This is a genomic window from Rhizobacter sp. AJA081-3 (assembly GCF_017795745.1).
Taxonomy (GTDB): domain Bacteria; phylum Pseudomonadota; class Gammaproteobacteria; order Burkholderiales; family Burkholderiaceae_C; genus Piscinibacter.
On the sequence record NZ_CP059067.1, the window covers coordinates 4,701,039 to 4,727,444 of the forward strand.

General features: G+C 69.3%; 24 protein-coding genes and 1 riboswitch. Of the genes, 11 read left to right on the forward strand and 13 right to left on the reverse strand.

The genetic code is table 11. The annotated features are described in order from the left end of the window. Positions 1–224: 224 nt before the first annotated feature. Entirely contained in the window at positions 225–794 is a 570-nt protein-coding gene (locus HZ992_RS22300) for a TMEM165/GDT1 family protein (protein ID WP_209383979.1), read from the reverse strand. A gap of 4 nt (positions 795–798) precedes the next feature. Continuing rightward, positions 799–978: riboswitch (yybP-ykoY riboswitch) on the reverse strand. Positions 979–1,094: 116 nt separating this feature from the next. Here HZ992_RS22300 and ypfH point away from each other — a divergent pair. Continuing rightward, positions 1,095–1,811, forward strand: coding sequence for an esterase (gene ypfH, locus HZ992_RS22305; RefSeq protein WP_209383980.1), 717 nt, complete (start codon positions 1,095–1,097; stop codon positions 1,809–1,811). A 9-nt stretch (positions 1,812–1,820) separates the two neighbouring features. Here the strand turns inward: ypfH and HZ992_RS22310 are convergent, their stop codons facing one another. Further along, positions 1,821–3,950, reverse strand: coding sequence for a putative bifunctional diguanylate cyclase/phosphodiesterase (locus HZ992_RS22310; protein WP_209383981.1), 2,130 nt, complete (start codon positions 3,948–3,950; stop codon positions 1,821–1,823). A gap of 149 nt (positions 3,951–4,099) precedes the next feature. On the opposite strand from HZ992_RS22310, the gene HZ992_RS25995 reads away from it, so the two are divergent. Beyond that, positions 4,100–4,231 carry a hypothetical protein gene (locus tag HZ992_RS25995; protein ID WP_256440732.1) on the forward strand — a complete coding sequence of 44 codons (132 nt, stop codon included), beginning with the start codon at positions 4,100–4,102 and terminating at the stop codon, positions 4,229–4,231. Positions 4,232–4,375: 144 nt separating this feature from the next. Here the strand turns inward: HZ992_RS25995 and HZ992_RS22315 are convergent, their stop codons facing one another. The 5 genes from HZ992_RS22315 to HZ992_RS22335 form a co-directional block, all read right to left on the reverse strand. Next, positions 4,376–6,655, reverse strand: a complete 2,280-nt coding sequence (locus tag HZ992_RS22315) for a S8 family serine peptidase (RefSeq protein ID WP_209383982.1) — start codon at positions 6,653–6,655, stop codon at positions 4,376–4,378. A gap of 180 nt (positions 6,656–6,835) precedes the next feature. After that, a complete protein-coding gene (locus HZ992_RS22320) occupies positions 6,836–8,557 on the reverse strand; it encodes a M14 family metallopeptidase (RefSeq protein ID WP_245213193.1) in 1,722 nt (573 codons plus the stop codon). Continuing rightward, positions 8,554–9,339, reverse strand: a complete 786-nt coding sequence (locus tag HZ992_RS22325) for a class II glutamine amidotransferase (RefSeq protein ID WP_209383983.1) — start codon at positions 9,337–9,339, stop codon at positions 8,554–8,556. The genes HZ992_RS22320 and HZ992_RS22325 overlap by 4 nt, the downstream gene beginning before the upstream one ends. 9 nt (positions 9,340–9,348) lie before the next feature. Then, positions 9,349–10,545: an NAD(P)/FAD-dependent oxidoreductase gene (locus HZ992_RS22330; RefSeq protein WP_209383984.1), complete on the reverse strand. Its 1,197-nt coding sequence runs from the start codon at positions 10,543–10,545 to the stop codon at positions 9,349–9,351. Between the two features lie 30 nt (positions 10,546–10,575). Continuing rightward, positions 10,576–11,127 (reverse strand): methylated-DNA--[protein]-cysteine S-methyltransferase, encoded by a 552-nt coding sequence (locus tag HZ992_RS22335; RefSeq protein ID WP_209383985.1) that lies wholly within the window; start codon positions 11,125–11,127, stop codon positions 10,576–10,578. Positions 11,128–11,279: 152 nt separating this feature from the next. On the opposite strand from HZ992_RS22335, the gene HZ992_RS22340 reads away from it, so the two are divergent. After that, positions 11,280–11,666, forward strand: coding sequence for a hypothetical protein (locus HZ992_RS22340; RefSeq protein WP_209383986.1), 387 nt, complete (start codon positions 11,280–11,282; stop codon positions 11,664–11,666). 21 nt (positions 11,667–11,687) lie between these two features. On the opposite strand, the gene HZ992_RS22345 is transcribed toward HZ992_RS22340, so the two are convergent. Together HZ992_RS22345 and HZ992_RS22350 are read right to left on the reverse strand one after the other, a co-directional pair. Further along, positions 11,688–13,907: a malate synthase G gene (locus tag HZ992_RS22345; RefSeq protein ID WP_209383987.1), complete on the reverse strand. Its 2,220-nt coding sequence runs from the start codon at positions 13,905–13,907 to the stop codon at positions 11,688–11,690. 16 nt (positions 13,908–13,923) lie between these two features. Further along, on the reverse strand, positions 13,924–14,625 hold the full coding sequence (locus HZ992_RS22350) for a haloacid dehalogenase type II (RefSeq protein ID WP_209383988.1): 702 nt from the start codon (positions 14,623–14,625) through the stop codon (positions 13,924–13,926). Between the two features lie 104 nt (positions 14,626–14,729). Between HZ992_RS22350 and HZ992_RS22355 the strand changes: the two genes are divergently transcribed. Continuing rightward, positions 14,730–15,659 (forward strand): LysR family transcriptional regulator, encoded by a 930-nt coding sequence (locus HZ992_RS22355; RefSeq protein WP_209383989.1) that lies wholly within the window; start codon positions 14,730–14,732, stop codon positions 15,657–15,659. Positions 15,660–15,700: 41 nt separating this feature from the next. On the opposite strand, the gene HZ992_RS22360 is transcribed toward HZ992_RS22355, so the two are convergent. Then, a complete protein-coding gene (locus tag HZ992_RS22360) occupies positions 15,701–15,991 on the reverse strand; it encodes a hypothetical protein (protein ID WP_209383990.1) in 291 nt (96 codons plus the stop codon). 163 nt (positions 15,992–16,154) lie between these two features. Next, a complete protein-coding gene (locus HZ992_RS22365) occupies positions 16,155–17,519 on the reverse strand; it encodes a serine/threonine-protein kinase (RefSeq protein WP_209383991.1) in 1,365 nt (454 codons plus the stop codon). Between the two features lie 170 nt (positions 17,520–17,689). On the opposite strand from HZ992_RS22365, the gene argS reads away from it, so the two are divergent. The 7 genes from argS to HZ992_RS22400 all read left to right on the forward strand — a co-directional run bounded on the left by argS (position 17,690) and on the right by HZ992_RS22400 (position 25,155). Further along, positions 17,690–19,402, forward strand: a complete 1,713-nt coding sequence (gene argS / locus HZ992_RS22370) for an arginine--tRNA ligase (RefSeq protein WP_209383992.1) — start codon at positions 17,690–17,692, stop codon at positions 19,400–19,402. Next, the gene (locus HZ992_RS22375) at positions 19,399–20,013 is read left to right on the forward strand and encodes an SPOR domain-containing protein (RefSeq protein WP_209383993.1); all 615 of its coding nucleotides are present in this window, start codon (positions 19,399–19,401) and stop codon (positions 20,011–20,013) included. The genes argS and HZ992_RS22375 overlap by 4 nt, the downstream gene beginning before the upstream one ends. Before the next feature lie 84 nt (positions 20,014–20,097). Continuing rightward, positions 20,098–20,748 (forward strand): thiol:disulfide interchange protein DsbA/DsbL, encoded by a 651-nt coding sequence (locus tag HZ992_RS22380; protein WP_371816763.1) that lies wholly within the window; start codon positions 20,098–20,100, stop codon positions 20,746–20,748. A gap of 167 nt (positions 20,749–20,915) precedes the next feature. After that, positions 20,916–21,578, forward strand: a complete 663-nt coding sequence (lptA, locus tag HZ992_RS22385) for a lipopolysaccharide transport periplasmic protein LptA (RefSeq protein WP_209383994.1) — start codon at positions 20,916–20,918, stop codon at positions 21,576–21,578. Beyond that, positions 21,575–22,351 (forward strand): LPS export ABC transporter ATP-binding protein, encoded by a 777-nt coding sequence (lptB, locus tag HZ992_RS22390; RefSeq protein ID WP_245213206.1) that lies wholly within the window; start codon positions 21,575–21,577, stop codon positions 22,349–22,351. Before lptA ends, lptB begins: the two co-directional genes overlap by 4 nt. 7 nt (positions 22,352–22,358) lie before the next feature. Continuing rightward, positions 22,359–23,900: an RNA polymerase factor sigma-54 gene (locus tag HZ992_RS22395; protein ID WP_209383995.1), complete on the forward strand. Its 1,542-nt coding sequence runs from the start codon at positions 22,359–22,361 to the stop codon at positions 23,898–23,900. Positions 23,901–23,913: 13 nt separating this feature from the next. Continuing rightward, complete coding sequence (locus HZ992_RS22400) at positions 23,914–25,155, forward strand: THUMP domain-containing class I SAM-dependent RNA methyltransferase (protein WP_209383996.1); 1,242 nt, start codon at positions 23,914–23,916, stop codon at positions 25,153–25,155. Here HZ992_RS22400 and HZ992_RS22405 read toward each other — a convergent pair. Both HZ992_RS22405 and HZ992_RS22410 read right to left on the reverse strand, forming a co-directional pair. Beyond that, a complete protein-coding gene (locus HZ992_RS22405) occupies positions 25,152–25,955 on the reverse strand; it encodes a DUF4399 domain-containing protein (protein ID WP_209383997.1) in 804 nt (267 codons plus the stop codon). The two genes, HZ992_RS22400 and HZ992_RS22405, sit on opposite strands and share 4 nt — an antisense overlap. Continuing rightward, positions 25,952–26,368, reverse strand: a complete 417-nt coding sequence (locus HZ992_RS22410; protein ID WP_209383998.1) for a YidB family protein — start codon at positions 26,366–26,368, stop codon at positions 25,952–25,954. Before HZ992_RS22410 ends, HZ992_RS22405 begins: the two co-directional genes overlap by 4 nt. Between the last annotated feature and the right edge of the window lie 38 nt (positions 26,369–26,406).

A 26,406-nucleotide genomic window follows, 5' to 3' on the forward strand; every position in this document is an offset into this window, starting at 1 on the left:
CCCCATTCGCGGTCGCCCTGGCGAGGGCATGGCAAACCAGGTGTTGATGCGGCCGCGGTTGCGGCTCGCAGTGGCCGAGCGCGAGCGTGGGCCGGAGAACGCGGGTACCGCCGTCGACCTGCGACCATGCCCGTCGCACGCAAAGCAGACCCCCGAAGACCGCAAAGGGCCGCAAGCCGCCGGTTGCTCGCGTGACTTACCGAGTCTTCAAGCCCGGATCGGCATCAGAACAACTTGCCGACGTTCAGCAGCGTGAGCACGCCCAGCACCGCGAAGATCGCTGCAGCGATGCCGTGCACCAGCGTCATCGACACCTTCTTGGCCACCACGTCGCCGAGCAGCACCGCCGGCACGTTGGCGATCATCATGCCCAGCGTGGTGCCGGCCACCACGGCCACGAGATCGGTGTAGCGCGCGGCGAGCGCCACGGTGGCGATCTGCGTCTTGTCGCCCATCTCGGCGATGAAAAACGCGATCACCGTGGTGCCGAACACGCCGAAGCGCTGGTGGCCGCCTTCGGCCTCGTCGATCTTGTCGGGGATCAGCATCCACGCCGCCATGGCGATGAACGAGCCGCCGATCACCCAGCGCAGAACGTCGGGGCCGAGCGCGCGGGCGATCCAGTCGCCCACGGCACCGGCCAGCGCATGGTTGATCAGCGTGGCCACGAGGATGCCCAGCACGATCGGGACGGGGCGGCGGAACTTCGCGGCCAGCAGCAGCGCGAGCAACTGCGTCTTGTCGCCCATTTCACCCAGGGCGACGATGCCGGTCGAGACGAGGAATGCTTCCAAGATGATGCTCCGGGCCGGAGGACAAACCACATGACCGCACGGCCTCCCCGGCCGCTGGCGGAAGCTGTGTGGTCAAAGGTCTTGCCAAACCGGAGGTTGCTGACGCCATGGCCTGCGGGCCAAGTGTGTTGACGGCAGCCCCCGCAGCGCGGCTGCGGGGCGGCTACTCCCCAATGACGAGAGCGCGTGGCGATTCTACCCGCGCCACTGCGTTCAGCCGCTTCGGGCACAGCGTTCACGCAAGGCGCATGGCCGCGGGCCGCTGGCGCGAGACACTGTCGGCTTCGAAAGGAAGTCGTCATGAGCACCTCTGTCCTGGCCCGCCTGCCCGAGAACGGCGAGCCCGAATTGCTGTTTCTCCTCTTCCACGGCGTGGGCGCGAACGCCGACGCCATGGCGCCGCTGGCGATGCGCCTGGCGCAGGAGTACCCGCAGGCCGCGGTGCTGTGCATCGACGCGCCCGATGACTTCGATGCCGCGCCGGGTGGCGGCGGGCGCCAGTGGTTCTCGATCGGCGGCATCGACGAGGAGACCCGGCCGGCACGCGTCGCCGCGGCGCTGCCTCAGTTCGTGGCCACGGTGCGCGCGCTGCAGCTGCGCTTCGCGATCGACTGGCCGCGCACCGCGCTGATCGGCTTCTCGCAGGGCGCGATCATGGCGCTGGAGGCGGTACAGGCCGAGCCGGCACTGGCCGGGCGCGTGCTCGCGTTTTCGGGCCGCCATGCGACCCTGCCCGCTCATGCGCCGCAGGACACCTGCGTGCACCTGCTGCACGGCATGGCCGATCAGGTGGTGCCGCCGGGGCCGGCGATCGAGGCTGCGCGGCGCCTGGTCGCACTCGGCGGCGACGTGACAGCCGACGTGCTGCCCGACATCGGCCACACGCTGGACCCGCGGCTGCTGGAGCGCGCCATCGATCAGCTGCGCACGTTTCTACCCAGGCGCGCCTGGCGCGAGGCGTTCGGCGACGCGCCGGTGGTCTCGCGCGTGGCGTCCAGCCGCGAACTGGGCGGCTGAGACGCGTCGTCAGTGGTGCAGCACCGGGCGAGGTGCCTGCCCGTGCTGCACCGTCCAGCGCTCGGTCTCGATGCGGTCGAGCAGCAGCTCGACGTTCTCGACCGCCAGCGGCCGCGAGAGGTGGTAACCCTGGCCGGATTCGCAGCCCATGCCGCGCAGCTGGTCGAACTGAGACTCAGTCTCGATGCCCTCGGCGATCACCGACTTGCCCAGCGACGCGCCGAGCGTGACGATGGCGCGAACCACCTCCGCCTCCTTCGAGCCGTTGCGCATGCCGCGCACGAACGAGGCGTCGATCTTCAGGCTGTCGATCGGCAGCGTGGACAGGTAGCTCAGCGACGAGTAGCCGGTGCCGAAGTCGTCGATCGACAGGCCCACGCCCAGGTCGCGCAGGCGCGTCAAGGTGTCGACGGCGCCGTCGACGCGATCCATCAGCACGTTCTCGGTCAGTTCCAGCGTCAGATGGTTCGGCTGCAGGCGCGCCGAGACGATGGCCCGCGTCACGCGCTGCGCGAAGGCGCTGTGTGCGATGTCGTTGCCCGAGACGTTGACTTGTATCGACAGTTCGGCGAAGGCGGCGCTGCGCGATTGCCACAGCTTGAGCTGGCGGCAGGCGGAGTCGAGGATGAAGTCGGTGAGCGGGCCGATCAGCGCGGTCTCTTCCGCGATCGGGATGAACACCGCCGGGCTGATGAGGCCCTGCACCGGGTGCTGCCAGCGAGCCAGCGCCTCGAAGCCGGTCAGCTTGCCGGAGGCCAGGTTGAACAGCGGCTGGTAGGCGACCGACAGGTGGCCGGCCTCGACGGCACGGCGCAGTTCGCCCTCCAGGCGCACGCGGTCGGTCACCTGCTGATGCAGGCCTGCGTCGAACAGGGCATGGCGAGCCTTGCCGGCGGCCTTGGCGCGGTACATCGCGATGTCGGCATCGCGCAGCACCTCTTCGGGCAGCTGGTAGCCGATGGTGCTGAAGGTGATGCCGATGCTCGCGCTGGTGGAGATCTCGGTGCCGGAGATCTGCAGCGGCTCGCCGAGCACGAGCTGCAGGCGCTCGGCCAGCGTCACCGCGTGCGCCTCGCGCTCCAGGTCCTCGCAGAGCACGGCGAACTCGTCGCCGCCCAGGCGCGCGACCACGTCGCCGGGGCGCACGTTGTCGCGGATGCGCCGCGCCACCTGGATCAGGAAGGCATCGCCGGCGCTGTGGCCCATGCTGTCGTTGATCAGCTTGAAGCGGTCGAAGTCCAGGAACATGACCGCGAAGCGACGCTGCGGCTCGGCCTTGACGCGCTCGATCGCGCGGGCCATGTGCTCGTGGAAGCGCGAGCGGTTGGGCAGGCCGGTCAGGCTGTCGTGGAAGGCGATGTGCTGCAGGCGGGCTTCGGCGCTGCGCCGGGCGGTGATGTCCTGCATCTGCACGATCAGGTTGGAGGCTTCGGCGCTCGGGTTGTCGAAGAAGCTGCCGTCCAGCGCCACCCACACGTCGCTGCCGTCGCTGTGTCGGCAACGCAGCTCGACGTTGATGGCATCGACCTCGCGTCGCTGCACGCGGGCGAGCAACGAGGCAAAGGTCTCGGCGTCGCCCTCGTGGAACAGCGCCTCGAGAGGCTGGCCGACCATCGCGCTCTCGTCCGCGCCGAGCAGGCCGATCAGCGCACGGTTGACCTGGCGGACCTGGCCGTCGGTGGAAACCAGCGCCATGCCGATCGACGCATGCGTGAAGGCGCTGTGGAAGCGCTGCTCGCTGACTTCGAGTGCCTGCACGTGCAGCGCCGACTGTGCGGCCTCGCGCTCGGCGGCCTCGACGCGTCCGCGGCGCATGGCCTCGTCGGCCTCCTGCTGGCGGAAGAAGAAGTGCAGCGTGGTCAGCAGCATGCCGACGATCGGCACCACCGCCATCAGCACGCCGGGGCCGGACTGGCCCACGGTGAGGAACAGCAGTCCGGCCACCGAGGCGCTGCCCGCATAGGCCATCGCCACCCAGCCGAAGTTGCTGACCACCTCGCGCAGCACCATCGGCTGGTTGCGCTTGAGGTGGATGACCAGCGTGGCCAGCAGCGTGTTGAGCACGAAGTAGGCGATGGAGAACAGCATCGCCGCCGTCATCAGCAGGCCGTCGTTGTACCAGCCGCGCGAGCGAAGCATGTCCACGCCCATCTGTAGCAGCGAGCCGGCCAGGAATCGACGACACCGCCGCCGGCTGGTTGCGGCTGGTCCAGCGCTTGGGGTGACCAGGCCTGCCGACGGCGGCCAGCGACGCGGCCGCCGGGCCGTGCAGCAGCAGCACGAGAAAGATGAAGATCTCGCCGGCGGCGAAGGAGTTCTTGGAGCGCGGGATGCGCACCGGGAAGAAGCCCGCGAACGTCGCGATGGCCGCGCCGGCGAGCACCTGCAGCAGCGCCACACGCGGAAGCTGCGCCACCTGACCCGCGCAGTGCAGCAGCGTCACCAGGCCGATCGCCACCATCGTCCACCAGTACGCGGTGGCCTTTCGGTTGTAGTCGGGCATCAGCGCGCCGTGCAGGCGCGACCACGGGTTGCTGGTCTGGGCGACGGCGCTGCTGTTCATGTCAGTTCTCGCCCGTGGTGGCCTTGCTGGTGTCGTAGTTGATCAGCGGCACGCCGGATTCGCTGATCACGACCCCCTCGCTGATCACCAGGCCTTCGCTGATCACCAGGCCCTCGCTGATCACCAGGCCTTCGCTGATCACCAGGCCCTCGCTGATCACCACGCCCTCGCTGATCACGATGCCTTCGCTGATCACCACACCGCTGCCGAGCACCGTGCCGCTGCCGCTGACCAGCCAGCTCGACAGCGTCGGCGTCGGGATGAACAGGCCGGTCTTGCCGGTCAGCGACGTGGCGCCGGTCAGCGACGTGGCGTTGACCACGCCCGCGGTCACCAGGCTCTGGTTGGCCGGCACCGTGTCACTGAACGACTTGACGAAGGTATTGCCCGGAGTCAGCAGCGTGGCGCCCCAGTAAGCCGGCTGTCGCAGGCGCACGCGGCCACTGGCCCAGGTGATGCGCGGGTCCCAGATCGGCTGGTACTTGGTGAACAGGGCGTCGCCGCTGAGCACGCGGTTGCCGCCCAGGAAGACGATGCGCGACCAGTTGAACGCGCTGCCGTTGACGCTCGACGTGCGCGCCGGCATCACCTGGCCGGCGGCGAGCAGGTTGGCGCCCGCGGACAAGGTGCCGGCGGCGATGGCGCTGGACACGTCCGGGCGGATGGCGCGGGCCAGGGCCAGCGCGCCGTCGATGTTCAAGAGGCCAGCGCCCTGGTGCGCCAGGCTGGCGCCCGGCAGCGGCTGCGCGGTGTACTGCAGGATGGCCTTGACCATCGGCGGCGTCAGCCCCGGGTTGGCCTGCAGCAGCAGCGCTGCGGCACCGGCGACGGCGGGGGCGGCAATCGAGGTGCCGCTCATCATCATGACCGTCTCGTAGTAGTACTGACCTGAGTTGGTCGGCGCGATCAGGTCGTTGTAGAACCACGAAGCCAGGTTGTTCCAGGAGCCGGCGCCGGTGGTCGACGCGGCACCGAGGACCTTGTTGCCGGGTGCCACCAGGTCGGGCTTGATCAGGTTGTCGACGCGGCGCACGCCGGCGGCATCGACGTAACCGCCGCGCGTCGGGCCGCGCGAGCTGAACATGGCCACGCTGTCGTCCTGGCGCGCGACCGTTCCCTTGTAGTTGACCGCGCCCACGGTGATCACCGACGGGTCGTTGCCCGGCGAGCTGACGGCACCGAACACTTCCTTGCCAGTGGCGGCCTTGCCGAAGTTGCCCGCCGCCACCACCACGGTGATGCCGGCGGCCGTGGCGCTGCGCGCGGCCACGCACAGCGGGTCGTAGAACCAGCTCTGCGTCGACTGCGCCGCGAGGCTCAGGTTGATGACGCGAATGTTGTATTCGCGGGCGTGGTAGATCACCCACTGCATGCCTTCGAGCGCGTCGCTGAGCGTGCCGATGCCGGCGTCGTTGAGCACCTTGACGTCGTAGATGTCGGCGCCCGGCGCGATGCCGGTGTGGTCGGGCGCGGCGTAGAAGCCGAAGCCGCGGCCGGCGGCCACCGACGCCACGTGCGTGCCGTGGCCGTAGCCGTCCAGCGTCGCGGCGTAGTCGTTGTTGACGGCCGCCTCGTAGCTGTTCAGCGCCAGACTGCCCGGCGCCAGCGAGGTGCTCGCGTCCACACCCGTCGTCCAGTTGGCCAGGTTGGTGTTGAGCATCGTGACGTTGCGCTTGACCCGGGTGCCCCAGGTGCCGTCGAACGCACGGTGCGACTTCATGATGCCGGAGTCGAGAACGGCGATGCCCACGCCGCTGCCGTCGACACCGGTGTAGCTGGTCGGGCCCGAATAGCTGCGGCCGCGCGTCGTGAGCGCGCCGGAGATGCTCTCGAGCGTGCTCAGCGTGCGATGCAGCGTGCGGTTCGGCGTGATGCTCACGACGTCGTCGCGCTGCGACAGCGCGTTCAGTCGCTGCGCCGGGATCTGGATGGTGATCGCGTGCATCGCGGCATGCACCGCATGCACCGAGCCGCCCAGGCGAAGCACCTGGGCGCGCAGGTCGCGCATTTCCGGGTCGGCCGAGTCACTGACGACGATGGCTTGCACGTGGCGCACGCCGCGCACGTCGCGGGCCCACTTCTCGCGCGGCGCGCGGGTCGTGCTCAACTCGCTGTCCATGTCGCGCGCCACCTTGTTGCGCGAGCGCTCGGACACCGGCTGGGCATTCACGGGCAGCGCCAGCACGAAAGCCAGGAGCAGAAGCCACATCAGGGCCAGCCAGGTTTTCACATCGCGCGCCCGTCGCTCGATGATCACGATGAACGGCATGATCTTGGACATCTTCAGCTCCCGCAGGCGACGTGGGCCTGCCCTCGTTGATTTGGCGGTCAGATGGCACTGGACGTATCCATCTGTTTCCGTGTCGTCATCCTAGGGAGCATGAAGTGAGCGGTGTCGGAAGTAATTCGCGGTCTTCGTGGCCCGACGAAATCACATCCGTAACTTCTACCCATTTAATGGTCAGTCAAGACTGACTTCAGTGCGTACAGCCCCTGCGCGATCGGCGCGTGCGGTCAATGCGAGGCGTGTGCCCTTCGGGGCGCGCACCACCCACTCGGCCACGGCACGATCGGCCGTCACCTCGCGGCTGGGCAGGAAGGCGATCAGCGAGTTCTTCGGCGCATGGCCCTCGAGCTGCGGGCCCTCCATGCGCTCCTTGCCGCTGACCAGCGTGATGCTCGGATCGTTGGGAGGCAGCACGATCTCGAACATCACGCCGCGCACGATCTTGCGTTGCAGCGCGCGCTGGCTGACGTAGGCCGGCAGCCAGCCGCTGTTGGCCACGGCCAAACGCACGCGCCAGGTGTCGGGGCCGAGCGCGCGCACTTCGGTGCGCAGCAGTTCGAGTTTCGGCAGGCTCAGCGCGACCTGCATCATCCACTTCGGGAAACGGGCCGCCTCGCGCTCGCGCAGGTGCGGCGGCGGGTTGCGCCAGTAGTTCATCTTGTCCCAGCCGCCGATCTCGACCGCGCCGAGCTGCGGGTGCTGGAACGGCTGCCAGTCGACGTGCGCCTGGCCACCGCACTGTTCGTCGCTCCACTTCAGCAGCTTGAGGTCGTCTTCCACCGGGTGCTCGCGGAACCAGTCGATCCACTTGTAGTCCTTGATGTCCGCGGCCTGGTTGGGCGACCAGATCTCCACCACCCAGAACAACGCACCGAGATGCTCGTAGAGCCAGTCCTGCGTGCCGCCGATGGTCTCCTTCGGGTGGTACTTGAAGTCGTGCCAGATGCTGATGGCCGGGTAGCCGGTGAGCTTCTCGCCCATGGCGCTGAAGCGCTTGTAGGACCACAGGTCCTCCGGGATCATGTCGTCGTCGCTGTGCGTGCCCATGGGCCGCAGGATCACGCCGCTGTGCGTGTGATAGCTGATGCCCGCGCCGATGTTTGGGTGCGCGACGACGAAGTCGACCATCGCGCGCACCTCGGGCTCGCTCGTCGGGTAGGGGCCGGCGCCGACCTGCTCGAACTCCTGCCGCCAGAAGGCCGGGAAATTGCGGTTCAGGTCCAGGCCCTCGACGTCCTTGTTGACCTTCACGGTCAGGCCATCCCAGTTCTTCAGCGTGCCCTCGGGCATGAGCCGGTAATACTCGCCGCCGAACTCGCCGGGCTCGCGCGCCACCATCAGGCGCGGGTCCTGCTCGCACTTCTTGTAGGCGCCGTGCGGGTCGGGGATGCGCATGGACAGGATGCGCCCGTCGCCGTCGACGTCTTCCATCGTCAGGCCCTCGACCGGCTCCTCGTCGAAGGGATAGCGGCGGGTCGACGAACGGATGTGCCGCGGGCGGTCGGCCAGTGCGAGCTCGGCACCGTCGGGATTCAGCCGCGGGCACAGGTAGATCGTGCGGGTATCGAGCAGCTGGGTGATCTGCCGGCCCTCTTCCGTCGCGGTGCCGTAGCCGCTGCACAGCTGGTGCAGGAAGTACAGCACCGCGGTGCTCGCCGTGAGCTCGGCGGCGTGGATGTTGCCGTCGGCCCAGAAGGCCGGCTTGTCGGCGGCCACGCCGGTGGCGATGTTGGTGACGGTGGCGACCCATATGTCGCGGCCCTCGTGGCTCTTGCCGATGGAGTCCACCGACACCAGCGTCGGGTGGGCGTCGGCATAGTCGAAGAGCAGCCGGGTCAGCGCGTCGTACTTCAGGAAGACGTCGAAACTCGGGGTGGGCGTGGCAGGCAGGGTCATGGCGTGGGCGGGGTTGTCGATCGGGGAAGGTCGGTGCGGCGGCCGTCGCGGAACACGGCGAGTTCGCCGGGCGCGAGCGCCGTCCAGGGTTCGTCGCGCGTCAGCGGCTCGGTGACGATGACCGCGACGCGGTCGCTCGGCGTGGTGAGGTCGGCGAAGTCGACGCTCAGGTCCTCGTCGGCCAGCCGCGCGGCGCGAAACGGGTGCTCGCGTTGCAGGTAGTGAAGCTGGGTCGAGCAGTGCGCCCACAGCGCCTGCCCGTTGCTGAGCATGAAGTTGAAGGTTCCGAAGGCGGCCACGGACGGCACCAGCTCGCGCAGCGTGGCGCTGAGTTCTTCGACCGTCGGCACCGACGCATGCGCCTTGGCGAGCTCCTGCATCAGCCAGCAGAAGGCCCGCTCGCTGTCGGTGTCGCCCACCGGGCGGAAGCTGCCGTGCAGCCGCGGCGCGTAGCCTTTCAGGTCGCCGTTGTGCGCGAACACCCAGTAGCGTCCCCACAGCTCGCGCTGGAACGGGTGCGTGTTCTCCAGCGCCACGCGTCCCTGCGTGGCCTTGCGGATGTGGGCGATGACGTTCTCGCTGCGGATCGGATAGCGCCGCACCATCTCGGCCACTGGCGACAGGCGTGCGCTCTGCGCATCGACGAACAGCCGCGCGCCGTTGCCCTCGAAGAAGGCGATGCCGAAGCCGTCCTTGTGTTCCTGCGCGCGCGTGGCGAAGCCGGTGAAGCTGAACACCACGTCGGTCGGCGTGTTGGCGTTCAGTCCGAGCAGCTGGCACATGGCGGCGCCCTACTCTGTAAAGAGCCGGTAGACACCCTTGGCCGTGAACAGCTGTCCCGGATTGCTGGTCTCGTCGAGCACGCCGCTCATGCGCCGCAGCAGGCGCGGGCTGCGCCGGCCCCGCCAGATCACCATGTCGACCAGCCAGGGATGGCGGTTGATGCTGTTGGCACGCTCGTACAGCGCGAAGCGCGGCTTGAGCGCCGCCAGGCGCGCCTCGTAGTCGGCGCGCACCGCAGCGTCGTCGCTGCCGCGCCCAGCCAGCACGGCCTCGGCGGCGAGCATGCCGGTCTCCATCGCCTTGCCTATGCCTTCACCGGTGAAGGCATAGGTGCTGCCGGCGGCCTCGCCGGTCACCAGCAGGCCGGGGCGCGAGAAGCGCGCGCCTTCGAGCGAGGTGCGCAGCGGCGCGCCCTTGAGCGGCCCGACCCAGCGGCCGCCGGCCATCAGGTCGCGCGCATTCGGGTAGGCACGCGTGAAGGCATCGAACAGCGTGCGCAGGTTGGTGTCCCGGCCGTCGAACACGCCCACGCCGATGTTGAAGACGCCGTCGCGGCACGGGAAGATCCAGCCGTAGCCCGGCGCCACGGCGCGGTGCCAGACGACCTCGATCTTGTCGATGCGCCCCTGCATCGACTCGTTCTTCAGGTAGCCGCGCAGCGCGACGCCACTGGGTGACTGGCGCAAGGCCATGCCGGCGGCCATCAGCGCCTGCGGCACCGCGCCGGTGGCCAGCAGCAGCCAGCGGCAGCGGATCTCGCGGGTGGATTCGCCGTGCGCCAGGCGCGCACCGACCACCACGCCCTGCGCCTCCAGCGGCGCGACAAAGCGCACCGGCGCGTGCATGCGCGCACCGGCGCGCACCGCGGCGCGGCAGACGATGTCGTCGAGTTCGCGGCGTGGCAGCACCGCCAGCGTGCCGGGCAGATCGACCCGGCCCCCGCGCGACGCGACGAGGCAGGCATGCGTGACAGGTTGCGCCTGCGCCATCACCTCGTCGAGCACGCCGAGGCGGCGCAGCGCGCGGTGCGCATCGGGGATGAGGCCGTCGCCGCAGACCTTTTCGCGCGGGAAGGCGTGGTGGTCGACCAGCACCACGTCCGCGCCGGAGCGCGCCAGCATGATGGCGGCGGCGCTGCCGGCCGGGCCGGCACCGACGACGAGTACGTCGCACTGCGGTGGGAGGAGGTCGATGCCGAGGTTCATGGGGCAGGCGTTGCGCCTTGGCCGCGGATTCTAGGAGGCGGCATCGAAGAGCGAGGGTTGGCTGCCGATGCGCGCGCGCTCGATCTCGAGCAGGCGCAGCTTGGTGTCGACGCCACCCGGCGCCGAGAAGCCGCCGCCGCGACCGCCGGATGCGAGCACACGGTGGCAGGGGACGATGACGGCGAAGGGGTTGGCGCCCAGCGCCTGGCCGACCGCGCGAGCGGCGCCCGGCTCGCCGAGCGCGTCGGCCAGTTCACCATAGGTGCGGGTGTGGCCGGGACCGATGCGGCGCGCGGCCTCGTAGACGCGGCGATGGAAACCGGGAACGCCGGCCATGTCGAGCTGCAGATCGATCAGGTCGTCGGGCTTCCCGTTCAAGAGTGCGACGATGCGCCCGATGGCCTGTTGCACGCCTGGCGGCGGCGCACCCTCGATCGCCTCGGGATGGCGGCGGCGCAGGCTGGCGAGCGTTCGCTGCGGGGTGGCGGCCGGCAGCAGCAATCCGGTGATGCCAGCCGGCCCCCAGGCCAGCCCGCACGCGCCGATCGGCGTGTCGAACAGGGCGACGGCGACAGTGGGCATGCGCGGACGTGGCGGTCGTGACAGGGCATTGTGCACCGCCCTCGTGCCCGGTTGACCACCGTCAATCGACGCGGCGGCGCGAGCTGCGACGATGGACTTCGACTCGCCGCCCACATTGCGGCGGCAGCACCCATCGACGAAGGGAACCCCCCATGACATTCCTCCACGCCGTGGTCTGGCTCGATCACAAGACCGCGCAGATCCTGCAGTTCGACGCCGAGCATGTGCAGGCGCAGAAGGTGAAGGCGCACAGCCACCACACCGCCCAGCACGGCAGCGCAGTGCGCACCGAGCACGAGTTCTTCGGCGAAGTCTGCGACGCGCTGGCCGGTATCTCGGAAATCCTGGTGACGGGGCCGCGCGTCGGCACGGCCGACTTCAAGCACTACGCCGAGAAGCACCGTGCCGAGACAGCCAAGCGCATCGTCGGCTACGAGACGGTGGACCATCCGAGCGAGAACCAGCTGGTGGCCCACGCGCGACAGTACTTCCTCAAGTACGACCGCATGGCCGGCACACCGACGCCGACCCCGACCTGACCCGCAGGCCGGGACGGGATCTCAAGCTACCGCCGCCGTCGTCTGCACGGTGGCCGACTTCACCTCCAGCCGCGCTTCGTGCAGCAGCGGCTCGGTGTACCCGCTGGGCTGCGCCTTGCCCTTGAACACCAGGTCCAGCGCAGCGCGGTAGGCGCGGCTGGTGTCCCAGTTTCCGGCCATCGGCTGGTACAGCGGATCGCCGGCGTTCTGCTTGTCGACGACCTTCGCCATGCGGCGGAAGGTGGCGTTGACCTGCGACTTCGTCACCACGCCGTGCTGCAGCCAGTTGGCGATGTGCTGGCTGCTGATGCGCAGCGTGGCACGGTCTTCCATCAGGCCGACGTCGTGGATGTCGGGCACCTTCGAGCAGCCCACGCCCTGGTCGACCCAGCGCACCACGTAGCCGAGGATGCCCTGGGCGTTGTTGTCCAGCTCCTGCTGCTTCTGCTCGTCGTTCCAGTCGGCCTTCTTCACCACCGGAATGGTCAGCAGGCCGGCCAGCAGCGTCTCGCGCTCGGCCTCGGCATCGACCTTCTCGAGTTCCTTCTGCACCTTGAACACGTCGACCTGGTGGTAGTGCAGCGCGTGCAGCGTGGCCGCCGTCGGGCTGGGCACCCAGGCGGTGTTGGCGCCGGCCTTCGGGTGGGCGATCTTCTGCTGCAGCATCGCCGCCATCAGGTCGGGCATCGCCCACATGCCCTTGCCGATCTGCGCCTTGCCGCGCAGCCCACAGCTCAGCCCGACCAGCACGTTGTTGCGCTCGTAGGCCTGGATCCAGGCGCTCGCCTTCATGTCGCCCTTGCGCATCATCGGACCGGCCAGCATGGCGGTGTGCATCTCGTCGCCGGTGCGGTCGAGGAAGCCGGTGTTGATGAAGGCCACGCGCGACGCCGCGGCCGCGATGCAGGCCTTCAGGTTGACGCTGGTGCGGCGCTCCTCGTCCATGATGCCCAGCTTGACGGTGCTGTCGGGCAGGCCGAGCATCTTCTCGACGCGGCCGAACAGCTCGCTGGCGAAACCCACTTCGGCCGGGCCATGCATCTTCGGCTTGACGATGTAGACCGAGCCGGCGCGCGAGTTGACGATGCCGTTCTTGCCATGGCGCTGCAGGTCGTGCAGCGCGATCGTCGTCGTGATGACGGCGTCCATGATGCCTTCGGGGATCTCGCGCAGGTCATCGCCCCAGAGGATCGCCGGATTGGTCATCAGGTGGCCGACGTTGCGCACGAACAGCAGAGAGCGGCCGTGCAGCATCACGTCTTCGCCGCGCGGGCCGGTGTAGCGGCGATCGGGGTTGAGGCCGCGTGTGAACATCTGCCCACCCTTGCTGACCTCCTCGGTCAGCGTGCCCTCGACGATGCCCAGCCAGTTGCCGTAGGCCTGCACCTTGTCGGCCGCGTCGACCACGGCCACCGAGTCCTCGAGGTCGAGGATCGTCGACAGCGCCGACTCGAGCACCAGGTCGCTCACGCCGGCCGGATCGGTCTTGCCGATCGCGTGCTGCGCGTCGATGCGGATGTCCAGGTGCAGCCCGTGATGCGACAGCAGCACCGATGAAGGCGCGTCCATCTCGCCCTGGAAGCCGACGAACTGGGCCGGGTTCTTCAGGGCCACGGTGCTGCCGTTCTTCAGCGTCACGGCCAGGTTGTTGTCGACCACGCGGTAGGCCGTCGAGTCGATGTGCGAGCCCTTGGTCAACGGCACGCAGCGGTCGAGCACGTAGCGCGCGTACTCGATCACCTTGGCGCCACGCACGGGGTTGTAGCCCTTGCCGCGCTCGGCGCCGCCGGTCTCGGCCAGCGCGTCGGTGCCGTACAGCGCGTCGTACAGCGAGCCCCAGCGCGCATTGGCGGCATTCAGCGCATAGCGCGCGTTGGTGATCGGCACCACCAGCTGCGGGCCGGCCTGCAGCGCGAGCTCGGCATCGACCTTCTTCGTCGTCACCTTCACGCGCGCCGGGTGCGGCACCAGATAGCCGATCTTCTCGAGGAAGGCGCGGTACTTCTTCGGCGCGCTGATCGGGCCGGGGTTGGCGCGGTGCCAGGCATCGATCTCGGCCTGCAGGCGGTCGCGCTCGGCCAGCAGCGCGGCGTTCTTCGGCGCGAGGTCGGCGACGATGGCGTCGAAGCCGCGCCAGAAGTCGGCGCTGGCGATGCCCGTGCCGGGCAGCACGCGATCTTCGACGAAGCGGAACAGCGGCGTGGCCACGTGCAGGCGGTGGCAGGTGGTGCGATCGGTCATGTCGGTCCTCGGAGCGTCAGGGTTTCGGGAAGAAGTCGAGCACGTCGCGCAGCGTGCTGCCGATGCGCGTCGGCGCGGTGTCGAGCTGGTCGATGGGCAGCCCGGCGCGGTTCACCCACAGCGTGGTGTAGCCGTACCAGGTGGCGCCGATGGCGTCCCAGCCGTTGCTGGAGACGAACAGGATCTCGCGCGCCGGCAGGCCCAGCGCCTGCGGCCCCAGCGCATAGGCGGCCGGGTCGGTCTTGTACTTGCGCAGCGAATGCACGCTGATGACGTGCGCGAGCAGGCCGGAGAAGCCGGCGCTCTTGACGGCCACGCCGAGCATCTCGGGGTCGCCGTTGGACAGGATGCCGGCAGGGATACCGCGCTCCTTGAGCGCCTGCAGCACCTCGCGGTTCTCCGGGAAGGCGCTGAGGTGGCGGTACTGGTTCATCAGCCGGTCTTCGGCGCTGCGCTCCAGTTCGATGCCCAGCCGCTGCGCCGCAAAGCGCAGCCCGGCCCGTGTCAGGTCCCAGAACGGCCGGTACTGCCCGCTCATCGAGGTCAGCCGCGTGTACTCGATCTGCTTGTCGCGCCAAAGCACGGCGAGCTTGTCGCCCAGGCCGGGAAACAACTGCTCGGCGAGCAGCCCGACGCTGTAGACGTCGAACAGCGTGCCGTAGGCGTCGAAGAGCACCGCGCGCGGCGCGGGCAGGCTGGCCCCGGATCTGGTTTCCATGACCAGAATCTATTTCATGCCAGCAGCGACATTAATAACGCCAAAAGTCTTGGATTTGTGACGCCAGCGACGTAATCGATCGCGCGTGCGCATAATCCAGCAGCATGGATCGGCTCAAGCAGATTGAATCGTTCGTGTCGGTGGCCGCCCGCGGCAGCCTGACCGCCGCGGCCCATGCCGAGGGCGTGGCCCCGGCGGTGATCGGCCGGCGCATTGATGCGCTCGAGGAGCGACTGGGCGTCAAGCTGCTGGTGCGCACCACGCGCAAGATCACCCTCACCCACGAAGGCAGCGCCTTCCTCGAGGATTGCCAGCGCCTGCTGGCCGACCTGGCGAATGCCGAGGCCAGCGTCAGCGCCGGCGGCGTGAAAGCGAGTGGCTACTTGCGCGTGACGGCGCCTGCCGGCTTCGGCCGGCGCCACGTGGCGCCCCTGGTGCCGCGTTTCATCGAACAGCATCCCGACGTGAACGTGTCGCTCAACCTCAGCGACCGCGTGGTGGACATCGTCAACGAGAGCTACGACTGCGCCGTGCGCGTGGGCGACCTGCCCGACAGCAGCCTGATCAGCGTGCGCATGGCCGACAACCGCCGCCTGTGCGTGGCCACGCCGGCCTATCTGAAGCGGGCCGGCACGCCCAGGCACCCCAACGATCTGCTGCGCCACCAGTGCCTGACCCTGAGCTCCGACGCCAGCCAGACACGTGGCTGGGCCTTTGTTGTCGACGGAGCGGTCACCCACTTGCGTCCCAGCGGACGGCTCGACTGCAGCGACGGCCAGGTCTTGCACGACTGGTGTGCCGCCGGCCTGGGCCTGGCTTGGCGCTCGACCTGGGAGGTGGAGCAGGAGGTGGCCAGCGGCCGGCTGGTCAGCGTGCTCGACGACTTCGCGGCGCCGCCCAACGGCATCTATGCCGTCTTTCCGCACGCCAAGCACCTGCCGCTGCGCGTGCGCCTGTGGATCGACTTCCTCAAGCACACCTACGGCGACGCCGCCTACTGGCGCGGCAGCGCCGCGGCCACGCCGCGGGCATAAAAAGCCGGGCCTCGGCCCGGCTCCCGTCGAGGTGAATCGACTTACTTGCTGGCGGCGGCGGCCGGAGCGGCAGGCGCGGCGTCCTTGACGCACTTCTTGACGAAGCTGTTCTTGGCGGCACCGGCCAGCTTCTTCTCCTTAGCCTGCATCTCGCACGCAGCACCCGGGCCACTGCCCTTGGAGTCCTTCTCGCACTTCTTGACGAAGCTGTTCTTGGCGGCGCCCGCCAGCTTCTTCTCAGCGGCCTTCGCTTCGCAGGTGGCGTCCGCCGCCATCGCGACCTGGGACAGGCCGGCCAGGCACAGGGCGACGAGCGTGATGAGTTTCTTCATGGGGTTTCTCCTCGGTTTTCTCTCGGGGGCGTGATTGCCGGAGCGGATTGGAGCATGTGCCCCTGACCCCAGCAAGGTCATCAACGCACGCAGGTGTATCGCGGTGCACACGGCCGTGTGGCGCCTTCACGAAAGCGCCCACCGCGTGGTGGCGCGGCCCGGTTCAGAGGATGCGCCGCGGGTGAGCCAGCGCCTCGTGGGCAGCGTGCAGGCGCCGCACCAGAACGCGGATGAAGCCCTCGTCGAACAGGTGCCGGCAGTTCGGGCTGAGCTGCGCCAGCGTCTGCGGCGTGAACGAGATGGTGGTGGCCGTCTCGGTGACGATCACGTCGGTGCTGTGGCGGCGCAGGTCGGGGCTGGGCGCCAGGTAAGCCATCTCGCCGACCGAGGTGCCGGCGCCGAGCTGGGCGACCTTCTGCCCGTCACGGAACACCTCCAGCTCGCCCTTGGCGATGATGTGGAAGGTGTTGCCCTCCTCGCCCTTGCGGTACAGCGCGTGGCCGAAGTCGTGGCGCTGCCACTTGGCGCGGTGCACCACCTCCCACAGTTCGACGTCGCCGAAGTTGGAGAAGAAGTCCAGTGAGCGCAGCAGGTTGAATCGCTCCGAGTCGAGCACGCCCTGCAGCTGGCCGCGTGGCACGTGCTGGTGGGTGATCAGCGCCGACAGCGCCTGCGCGAACTCGTCCCAATCGCGGTAGCGGTGGCCCGGGTCCTTGGCCAGCGCACGCTGGATGACCGCATCGACCGTCGGTGCCACACCGGTGCGCAGGTGGTGCAGCGACGGCGGCGTCTGGTGGTAGATCTGATGCATCATGGCCGACTGCACCTGCGCATCGAAGGGCGGCCGCCCGGCGATCAGGTGGTACAGCACGGCGCCCAGCGAGTAGATGTCGGCACGGCAATCGAGCGCGGCGCCGTCGAGCTGCTCCGGTGACATGTAGGCCAGCGACCCGACGCGATACACCTGCGTCACGTCGGAGGCGAGGTTGAGCACGCTGCCGAAGTCGGTGATCTTCACGTCGGTGATCGAGCCGTTGCTCAGCGTGACCAGCAGGTTGGCCGGTTTCACGTCGCGGTGGATCAGGCCCTGGCGGTACACGTAGCCCAGCGCCATCGCGCACTTGAAGCCGATTTCGACGATCAGCTCCAGCGACAGCAACTGGTCGGCCCGGCAGTAGGGGCGCAGCGTGCTGCCGGCCACGTACTCCATCACCAGATAGGGTTCTACCGGGTCGGGCACGGCATCGAAGATCTGCACCACGTTCGGGTGCTTCAGGCGCCCCACCAGCGCGGCCTCCGCGGCGAAGAAGCGCTCGAAGTAGCGGCCCTCCTGGGCGTCGGCCATGGCGACCGGGCGCACGCGCTTGATCGCCACGTCGAGGTCGAGGAAGTCGTCGTGGCAGAGGAAGACTTCGCTGGTGGCCCCTTCGCCCAGCTTGCTCAGCACGCGGTACTTGCCGATCAGGGCCGGCAGTTCCGCAGCGTCGGGTGCCGACGCGTCGGCACGGGGAGGGGGTTTCGAAGACATGGGCGCAGCCGGCAGCATGCGCATGATTCCACGCCTTGGCCGCAGCGGCTCACCCGATCTGGCGCAGGAAACCGGTGCATTCCTGGGTGGCGGCGCCGAACGCGATTGCAACCGGTTGTGTACTCGGCGTGCCGCCCGTCCCCGCGAGGGGCCAAACGTAGAATCTGCCCATGATCCAAGCCAAACAGGACCTGCTCGCCGCGCTGGGCGCAGCGATCGCCGAGGTCAGCCCGGGTGCTGGCGTGGCCGCGGCGTTCGAGTCTCCCAAGCAGGCCGCGCATGGCGACCTGGCCTGCACCGCCGCCCTGCAGCTGGCGCGGCCGCTGAAGAAGAACCCGCGCGAAGTGGCCACGGCGCTGATCGAGGCGCTGAACCGCCAGCCGGCCGTGCAGCGCTGGGTGGCGTCGATGGACATCGCCGGGCCCGGCTTCGTCAACATCCGGCTGCGCGACAGCGCGCGCCAGGCCGTCGTGGCCGAGGTGATGCGCGGCGGCGACAGCTTCGGCCGCGCGCCGGCCAACGGCCGCCCCGTGATTGTCGAGTTCGTCTCCGCCAACCCGACCGGCCCGCTGCACGCCGGCCACACGCGCCAGGCCTGCCTGGGCGACGCGATCTGCAACCTGCTCGACTGGCAGGGCTGGAACGTCACGCGCGAGTTCTATTACAACGACGCGGGCGTGCAGATCGCCACGCTGGCGGCATCCGTGCAGGCACGCCTGAAGGGCAGCAAGCCCGGCGAACCCGGCTGGCCGGAGACGGCCTACAACGGCGACTACATCGCCGACGTGGCGGCCGACTTCGCCGCGAAGAAGACCGTGCACGCCGACGACCGCGAATTCACCGCCTCGGGCGACCCCAACGACCTGGAAGGCATCCGCCAGTTCGCCGTGGCCTACCTGCGTCACGAGCAGGACCTGGACCTGAAGGCGCTGGGCGTGCACTTCGACCGCTACTACCTCGAGTCCAGCCTCTACCAGGACGGCCGCGTCGAAGATGCCGTGCGCCGCCTCGTCGCCGCCGGCAAGACCTACGAGGAAGGCGGCGCGCTGTGGCTGCGCAGCACCGACTACGGCGACGACAAGGACCGCGTGATGCGCAAGTCCGACGGCAACTACACCTACTTCGTGCCCGACGTCGCCTACCACCTGGCCAAGTTCGAACGCGGCTTCGCCAAGGCGATCAACATCCAGGGCGGCGACCATCACGGCACCACCGCACGCGTGCGCGCCGGCGTGCAGGCGGCCGGCATGGGCGTGCCCGCCGGCTACCCCGACTACGTGCTGCACAAGATGGTCACGGTGATGAAGGGGGGCGAGGAGGTGAAGATCTCCAAGCGCGCCGGCAGCTACGTGACGCTGCGCGACCTGGTCGACTGGACCGGCCGCGATGCGGTGCGCTTCTTCATGCTCACGCGCAAGGCCGACACCGAGTTCGTGTTCGACGTCGACCTGGCGCTGAAGGCCAACGACGAGAATCCGGTCTTCTACGTGCAGTACGCGCACGCGCGCATCTGCTCGGTGATCCAGCAGTACGTCGACAAGGGCGGCGAGATGGGCGCGCTGGCCGGCGCCGACCTGGCGTTGCTCACGGCGCCCAGCGAGGCGGCCCTGATGCTCAAGCTGGCCGAGTTCCCGGCCATGCTCGCCGGTGCGGCGGCGGATCTCGCGCCGCACGACGTCGCGTTCTACCTGCGCGACGTGGCCGGCGCCTTCCACAGCTATTACGCCCACGAGCGCTTCCTGGTCGACGACGCCGAACTGGCGCGCGCGCGCATCGCGCTGTTGTCGGCGACGCGGCAGGTGCTGCGCAACGCACTGGCGGTGCTGGGCGTGTCGGCGCCGCAGCGCATGGACCGCGAACAACCCGCCCTGGAGACGGCATGAACAGACAACGCGGCGGTTTCGCCATGGGCCTGATCGTCGGCCTGCTGATCGGCCTGGCGCTCGCGCTGGCCGTGGCCCTGTACGTCACCAAGGTGCCGGTGCCCTTCGTCAACAAGGTGCCGCAGCGCACCGCCGAGCAGGACGCGGCCGAGACCGAGAAGAACAAGAACTGGGACCCGAACGCACCGCTGTCCGCCAAGCCGGGGCAGCGCGCCAGCGGCGTGGTCGCAGCCAGCGCTCCGGCCGCCGCGCCGGCGCCGACGGCTCCGGTGGCGGCGCTGCCCAAGGCCTCCGCGCCGGCCAGCGCACGCGACCCCGCTGCGATCCTTGGCGAGCGCACCCCCACCGCCGTCAAGCCGACACCGGCAGCCGACCCGTTCAGCTACTTCGTGCAGGCCGGCGCCTTCGGCAAGCCCGAAGACGCCGAGCAGCAGCGTGCCCGGCTGGCGATGATGGGCTACGAGGCCAAGGTCACCGAGAGAGAGCAGTCTGGCCGCACCATGTACCGCGTGCGCATCGGCCCGTTCCAGCGCAAGGACGACGCCGACGTGGCCAAGGACAAGCTCGCCGGCGTGGGCGTGGAGTCGGCCCTGGTTCGTGTGCAGAAGTGATCCGCATCAAGCACGCTCACTGAACTTTCACGCCCGGCCGCGAGTCTGCCGAGACAATCGCACTCCATCGACCCCGAGGACAGAATGAAGAACATGCATCGTCGCGAGTTTTCCGCCGCCCTGCTGGGCGCCAGCGCCCTGGCCGCCGGCCTGCCGGCAGCCGCCCAGGGTGGGCCGGTGGAAGGAACGCACTACGTGCGGCTGGGCCAGCCGCTGGCGGTGACGGCCCCGGCCGGCAAGGTCGAGGTGGTGGAGTTCTTCTGGTACGGCTGCCCGCACTGCAATGTCTTCGAGCCGATGCTCGATGCCTGGGCCAAGAAGCTCCCCGCCGATGTCTCCTTCCGCCGCGTGCCGGTCGCCTTCCGCGACGAGCCTTTCGGTACCCACCAGCGCATCTACTACGCGCTGGAGACGCTGAACCAGGTCGAGGCCATGCACCGCAAGGTGTTCTACGCCATCCACAACGACCGCCAGAAGCTCGACAAGCCCGCTGACATCGCCGCCTTCATGACGAAGAACGGCCTCGACGGCGCCAAGTTCGTCGAGGTGATGAATTCCTTCGGCGTGCAGACCAAGGCGCGCCAGGCCAAACAACTGGCCGAGGCCTACAAGATCGACGGCGTGCCGGCGCTGGGCGTGCAGGGCCGCTTCTACACCTCGGGCAGCCTGGCCGGCTCACCGGAGCAGTCGCTGCGCGTCACCGACTTCCTAATCGAGCGCTCGCGCAAGGGGTGAGCCCGGACGTGAAAGCGCGCCTGCGCGCGCTTTCACGCCTGGCGAACGACCGGCCGCATGCTTGCGGCCGGGCTGGAAAGCGGCACTAGTCGCACCATCTCGACCCCAGACTTGTCTCGTCGCATCAAACCTGTGGGCTAGAATGGCCTGCAAGTTTCATGCCCTCGATGACAAGCACTCCGCTCCCCCTGCCACGGCACCTCGCCCGCCGCTTCTTCGGCGTCACGCTTCTGGCCGCGCTGTGGCTCGGCGCCCCGGCGGCCCACGCCGAGCGCGGCGACCGCTTCAAGCCGCTGAACGTCGAGGCCGACCAGCCCGGCCGCATCGACCTGCTCAACCAGCACGTGGTGTTCAACGGCAACGTGGTCGTCAGCAAAGGCACGATGACCATCCGTGCCGCCCGGATCGAGGTGCGCGAGACCCCTGACGGCTACCACAGCGCCATCGCCTTCGGCGCGCCCAACAAGCCGGCGACTTTCCGCCAGAAGCGCGACGGCGTGGACGAGTACATCGACGGCGAGGCCGAGCGGCTGGAGTACGACGGCAAGACCGACACCATCCGCTTCGTCACCAACGCCGCAGTGCGGCGCCTGCGCGGCAGCGTGGTGGCCGACGAGATCGCCGGCAACGTGGTCAGCTACGACAGCATCTCCGAGGTCTTCAGCGTCTCCGGCGGTGCCGCCGCGACGCCGGGCAACCCGGGCGGCCGGGTGCGCGCCGTGCTGACGCCGCGCGAAGGCAGCGCGGCGGCGGCTGAAGCGGCGGCGCAGGCCGCCTCCCAGCCGCCCGCGCCGCTGCGCCTGAGCCCGTCGCTCGGGGGATCGAAGTGAACCCGTCCGCGGCCGTCGCCGGCTCGCCGCGCGTTCACCGCCTCGAGGCGCTCGGGCTGCAGAAGTCCTACGGCGTGCGCAAGGTGGTGAAGGACGTTCGCCTGGCCGTCGACAGCGGCGAGGTGGTCGGCCTGCTCGGCCCCAACGGCGCCGGCAAGACGACCAGCTTCTACATGATCGTCGGCCTGGTGCGCGCCGATGCCGGCGAGATCAGCATCGAGGGCCAGCGTGTCGAGCGGCTGCCGATCCATCTGCGCTCGCGCCTGGGCCTGTCGTACCTGCCGCAGGAGGCGTCGATCTTCCGCAAGCTCACGGTGGAGGAGAACATCCGCGCCGTGCTCGAACTGCAGGTCGATGCCGACGGCAAGGCGCTGCGCCCGGCGCAGATCGAGCAGATGCTCGACGGCCTGCTGCACGACCTGTCGATCGAGAAGCTACGCAGCGTGCCGGCCCCGGCGCTGTCGGGCGGCGAGCGGCGGCGCGTCGAGATCGCCCGCGCGCTGGCCACGCAGCCGCGCTTCATCCTGCTCGACGAGCCCTTTGCCGGTGTCGACCCGATCGCCGTGCTGGAGATCCAGCGCATCATCCGTTTCCTCAAGGCACGCGGCATCGGCGTGCTGATCACCGACCACAACGTGCGCGAGACGCTGGGCATCTGCGACCGCGCCTACATCATCAGCGAGGGCACCGTGCTGGCCGAAGGCACGCCCTCCGAAATCGTCGAGAACGCGGACGTCCGCAAGGTCTATCTCGGCGAGCACTTCAGAATGTGATCCCGCAATGAAGCCTTCATTGCAAGTCCGGCTCTCGCAGCACCTGGCGCTGACGCCGCAGCTGCAGCAGTCGATCCGGCTGCTTCAGTTGTCCACGCTCGAACTCCACCAGGAAGTCGAGCAGATGCTGGAGCAGAACCCCTTCCTCGAGACCGACGACGAGGCGCCCGCGCCCTTCGAGCCGCTGACCGAGCGCCTGAGCCCGGCCGAACACGCCGGCGAGCGCGAGACCGAGCGCGCCACGGACTCGAGCTCGGACGCCGCCGACGACACGCCGGCGCTGGACAGCGCCAACCTCGGCACCACCGAGCGCGACGACTGGGAGAACGGCACCGAGCGCGACGACTTCGACGGCATCGGCGAGATGCCGGGCAAGTCTTCCGGCCAGGGCGAGAGCGACGACTTCGACGGCGCCGAGCGCGACGCCGCGGTGATGACGCTGCAGGACCACCTGCGCGAGCAGGTCGGCGGCATGCGGCTGTCGGAGGAGGACGCGGCCTCGGTGCTGGTGCTGATCGAGTCGCTCACCGACGACGGCTACCTTGCCGATCCGATCGAGGAGATCGCGGCGCAGCTGCTCGGACCGGACAGCGACGACGAGGAACGCGAGGCCCTGGTCGACCGGCTGCGCTGCGGCCTGCGCTTCCTGCAGAGCATGGACCCGACCGGCGTGGGCGCGTCCAGCCTGGCCGAGTGCCTGACGCTGCAGCTGCGCGCCAAGCCGCGCAGCGAGGCGCAGATGGTGGCCATCATCGTCTGCAAGAACCACCTCGACCTGCTGGCGCGGCGCGACCTGAAGAAGCTGGTGGCCGCCACCGGCGCCGACGAGGAGATGCTCAAGGCCGCGCAGGCGCTGATCGTCTCGTGCGAGCCCAAGCCAGGCCGCCCGTTCGCGCGCGCGGAGGCCAACATCATCGTGCCCGACGTGATCGTGCAGAAGTCGGGCCGCAACTGGAAGGTCACGCTCAACCCCGACGTGATGCCCAAGCTGCGCATCAACGACCTGTACGCCAACGCGATCCGCCAGGGCCGCGGCAGCAGCGGCGCGGGCCTGAACGGCGCCGGCCCCGGGCTGAACGCGCGGCTGCAGGAAGCGCGCTGGTTCATGAAGAACATCCTGCAGCGCTTCGACACCATCCAGCGGGTCTCGCAGGCCATCGTCGAGCGGCAGAAGAGCTTCTTCACGCACGGCGAGATCGCCATGAAGCCGCTGGTGCTGCGCGAGATCGCCGACGAGCTCGGCCTGCACGAATCGACCATCTCGCGGGTGACCACGGCCAAATACATGTCCACGCCCTTCGGCACCTTCGAGCTGAAGTACTTCTTCGGCTCCTCGCTGAACACCGATGCCGGCGGCAACGCCTCGAGCACCGCGGTGCGCGCGCTGATCAAGCAGCTCGTCGCGGCGGAAGACAACGCCAAGCCGCTGTCGGACAGCCAGATCTCGCAGATGCTCGAGGAACAGGGCATCCAGGTGGCGCGCCGCACGGTGGCCAAGTACCGCGAAGCGCTGAAGATCGCCCCGGCGAACCTGCGCAAAGCCATGTAGGCAAGGGCACGAGATGCCGCTGCCCCTGTTCCTGCCCTGCGCGGCCGGCGTCGAGGAACTGCTCGCCGACGAGATCGCGCGCGTGCTGCCCGGCACGCGGCTGCATGTCTCGCGCGGCGGCGTGGCGCTGGAGGGCAATCCGCGCGAGGTGATGCTGCTCAACCTCGAGTTGCGCCTCACCCAGCGCGTGCTCATCGAGGTGGCCGAGGGCCCGTACCACGACGAGCAGGACCTCTACCAGATGGCCATCGAGGTCGACTGGTCGCAGTGGATCACGCCGCAGCACACGCTGCGCCTGGACACCACGGCGACGAAGTGCCCGCTGAAAAGCCTGAACTTCGCCGCGCTGCGCATCAAGGACGCGGTGTGCGACCAGCTGCGCGAGGCCACCGGCGAGCGCCCCAGCGTCGACACGCGCCACCCGGACCTGCCGCTGCTGCTGCACCTCGGCCCCGAGCGCGCGTCGCTGTACGTCGACAGTTCCGGCGAGCCGCTGTTCAAGCGCGGCTGGCGCGAGGACAAGGGCGACGCGCCGCTCAAGGAGACGCTGGCGGCCGCCATGCTCGCCGCCGCCGGCTGGCGCGGCACGCCCGAGGCCGGCGGCGCGCTGCACGACCCTTGCTGCGGCTCCGGCACCATCGCCATCGAGGCCGCGCAGATCGCCTGCGGCATCGCGCCCGGCCTGCAGCGGCACTTCGCGTTCGAGCGGCTGCTGCCCTTCGCCGGCGAGGCCGAGCGCGCGCAGTGGCAGCAGCTCAAGCAGGAGGCCCAGGCGCGCATCCATGCCAGCGCCGTGCCCATCTTCGCCAGCGACGTGTCCTTCCGCATGGTCGACTTCGCGCGCCGCAACGCGCAGCGCGCCGGTGTCGAGGCGGCGATCACCTTCAACGGCGGCGATGCGCTGGAGCGTCCGGCCCCTGCGCTGCCCGAGGGCCTGCCAGGCACCGTGATGCTCAACCCGCCCTACGGCGAGCGCATCGAGATCGGCGGCAAGGCGGCGCGCGCCTCGGCGCAGGATCGAGACACCCCCAGCGACTTCTTCGCCCGCCTGGCCTCGCACTGGAAGCAGGCCTACACGCGCCACGGCGCGGGCTGGACGGCCTGGGTGCTCAGCCCCGACATGAAGCTGCCCAGCGCGATGCGCCTGAAGGAAAGCCGCCGCGTGCCAATGTGGAACGGGCCGATCGAGTGCCGCCTGTACCGCTTCGACCTCGTCGCCGGATCGGCGCGCGCCCCGAAGCGTGACGGCGCCTAGCGCGCCAGCACCTTGACGGTCACCGGCGCGCCGCTGGCCATCACCGCGCCACCCGGTGCATTCGACACCAGTTCGAGCTTGAGCGTGTAGTCGCCCGGCGGCGGCTTCAGCCAGCCTTCGGTGGCGCCGTTGGCGAACGCGATGCGCTCGACCGCGCCGCCCTTGGTCTGCGCCACGAGCCGGAAATGCCCCACGCCGGCATCGGCGATGTCGGTGTGGCTCACGTTCAGCCCCGAGGCATGGAACTGCACCCGGAACGGCACGGACAGCGCCTCGCCCTGGCGCGGCGAGAGCAGCTCGATGCCGGGCTTCACCAGCGCCTTCGCATCGAGCTTGTCGTTCTTCGCCGTGACGGTGACGGTCATCGGCTTGCTGTAGATGAAGAAGGGGATGTGCCTGTGGTCGGCCAGCAGGAGGCGCAGCGTGTACGTACCCGGCTTGAAGTCGAGCACCGCCTCCATCTGGCCCTTGCCGAAGTGGCGGTACTGGTCGTTGAAGGGCAGCGGCTGGGTGAAGTCCAGCGGCAGCTCGCGGTTGACCAGCAGGTGGTGGTGGCCGGTGTCGCGCACGTCCTTCGTGATCGCCGCCAGCCCCGAACGCGACAGGCCGAACTTGAGCACGAAGGGCGTCTCGATCCGGTCGCCGTCCTTCAGATTGGTGAAGTAGGTCTGCGGCTGCGGCAGCGGCGCGGGCAGCGTCACCCAGGGGTGCGCCGGATCGGCCGCGGCTGGGAACGCTGCGGCGAATGCCAGCCCCGCCACGACCAGCCCGCGGGCCAGCCGCGTCGCGGGGACCCTCATCGGCCGAGCAACTGACCGAGTACCGCGCCCACGTCCAGGCCGCCGCCCTGCGGCAGCTGCCCGTTCGGCGTGAGCTGGTCCACCACCTGCGGCAGCATCTGCGAGAGCTGGCCGAGCAGGTCGCCGCCGGAGGCACCGGATCGTTGCGTCAGCTGGGCGAGGAAGTCATCGCCCAGCGCGCTGCCGAGCTGGTCCGGCGAGACGGGCAGGTTCTGGCCGGTGCCGACCCACGATCCGACCACGTCGCCCAGGCCGCCCTGCTGCAGCCTCGCCACCAGGTCGGCAAGGCCGCCGCCCTGGCCACCTTGCCCGCCCTGGGCCAGCATGCCGACAACGGCCTTGAGCAGATCGGCCTGGCCACCACCGCCCTGGCCCTGGCCGAGCGCGCCGATGACGGAATCGAGCAGTCCCATGTGAACCTCCGCTGACTTGTTCTTGGAGACCGCATTCT

Excerpts from the sequence above, each read along its gene's own strand:
- ypfH (WP_209383980.1), top strand. The coding sequence starts at position 1,095 with ATGAGCACCTCTGTCCTGGCCCGCCTGCCCGAGAACGGCGAGCCCGAA.
- HZ992_RS22310 (WP_209383981.1), bottom strand. The coding sequence starts at position 3,950 with ATGCTTCGCTCGCGCGGCTGGTACAACGACGGCCTGCTGATGACGGCG.
- HZ992_RS25995 (WP_256440732.1), top strand. The coding sequence starts at position 4,100 with ATGAAGATCTCGCCGGCGGCGAAGGAGTTCTTGGAGCGCGGGATGCGC.
- HZ992_RS22315 (WP_209383982.1), bottom strand. The coding sequence starts at position 6,655 with ATGTCCAAGATCATGCCGTTCATCGTGATCATCGAGCGACGGGCGCGC.
- HZ992_RS22320 (WP_245213193.1), bottom strand. The coding sequence starts at position 8,557 with ATGACCCTGCCTGCCACGCCCACCCCGAGTTTCGACGTCTTCCTGAAG.
- HZ992_RS22325 (WP_209383983.1), bottom strand. The coding sequence starts at position 9,339 with ATGTGCCAGCTGCTCGGACTGAACGCCAACACGCCGACCGACGTGGTG.
- HZ992_RS22330 (WP_209383984.1), bottom strand. The coding sequence starts at position 10,545 with ATGAACCTCGGCATCGACCTCCTCCCACCGCAGTGCGACGTACTCGTC.
- HZ992_RS22335 (WP_209383985.1), bottom strand. The coding sequence starts at position 11,127 with ATGCCCACTGTCGCCGTCGCCCTGTTCGACACGCCGATCGGCGCGTGC.
- HZ992_RS22340 (WP_209383986.1), top strand. The coding sequence starts at position 11,280 with ATGACATTCCTCCACGCCGTGGTCTGGCTCGATCACAAGACCGCGCAG.
- HZ992_RS22345 (WP_209383987.1), bottom strand. The coding sequence starts at position 13,907 with ATGACCGATCGCACCACCTGCCACCGCCTGCACGTGGCCACGCCGCTG.
- HZ992_RS22350 (WP_209383988.1), bottom strand. The coding sequence starts at position 14,625 with ATGGAAACCAGATCCGGGGCCAGCCTGCCCGCGCCGCGCGCGGTGCTC.
- HZ992_RS22355 (WP_209383989.1), top strand. The coding sequence starts at position 14,730 with ATGGATCGGCTCAAGCAGATTGAATCGTTCGTGTCGGTGGCCGCCCGC.
- HZ992_RS22360 (WP_209383990.1), bottom strand. The coding sequence starts at position 15,991 with ATGAAGAAACTCATCACGCTCGTCGCCCTGTGCCTGGCCGGCCTGTCC.
- HZ992_RS22365 (WP_209383991.1), bottom strand. The coding sequence starts at position 17,519 with ATGTCTTCGAAACCCCCTCCCCGTGCCGACGCGTCGGCACCCGACGCT.
- argS (WP_209383992.1), top strand. The coding sequence starts at position 17,690 with ATGATCCAAGCCAAACAGGACCTGCTCGCCGCGCTGGGCGCAGCGATC.
- HZ992_RS22375 (WP_209383993.1), top strand. The coding sequence starts at position 19,399 with ATGAACAGACAACGCGGCGGTTTCGCCATGGGCCTGATCGTCGGCCTG.
- HZ992_RS22380 (WP_371816763.1), top strand. The coding sequence starts at position 20,098 with ATGAAGAACATGCATCGTCGCGAGTTTTCCGCCGCCCTGCTGGGCGCC.
- lptA (WP_209383994.1), top strand. The coding sequence starts at position 20,916 with ATGACAAGCACTCCGCTCCCCCTGCCACGGCACCTCGCCCGCCGCTTC.
- HZ992_RS22395 (WP_209383995.1), top strand. The coding sequence starts at position 22,359 with ATGAAGCCTTCATTGCAAGTCCGGCTCTCGCAGCACCTGGCGCTGACG.
- HZ992_RS22400 (WP_209383996.1), top strand. The coding sequence starts at position 23,914 with ATGCCGCTGCCCCTGTTCCTGCCCTGCGCGGCCGGCGTCGAGGAACTG.
- HZ992_RS22405 (WP_209383997.1), bottom strand. The coding sequence starts at position 25,955 with ATGAGGGTCCCCGCGACGCGGCTGGCCCGCGGGCTGGTCGTGGCGGGG.
- HZ992_RS22410 (WP_209383998.1), bottom strand. The coding sequence starts at position 26,368 with ATGGGACTGCTCGATTCCGTCATCGGCGCGCTCGGCCAGGGCCAGGGC.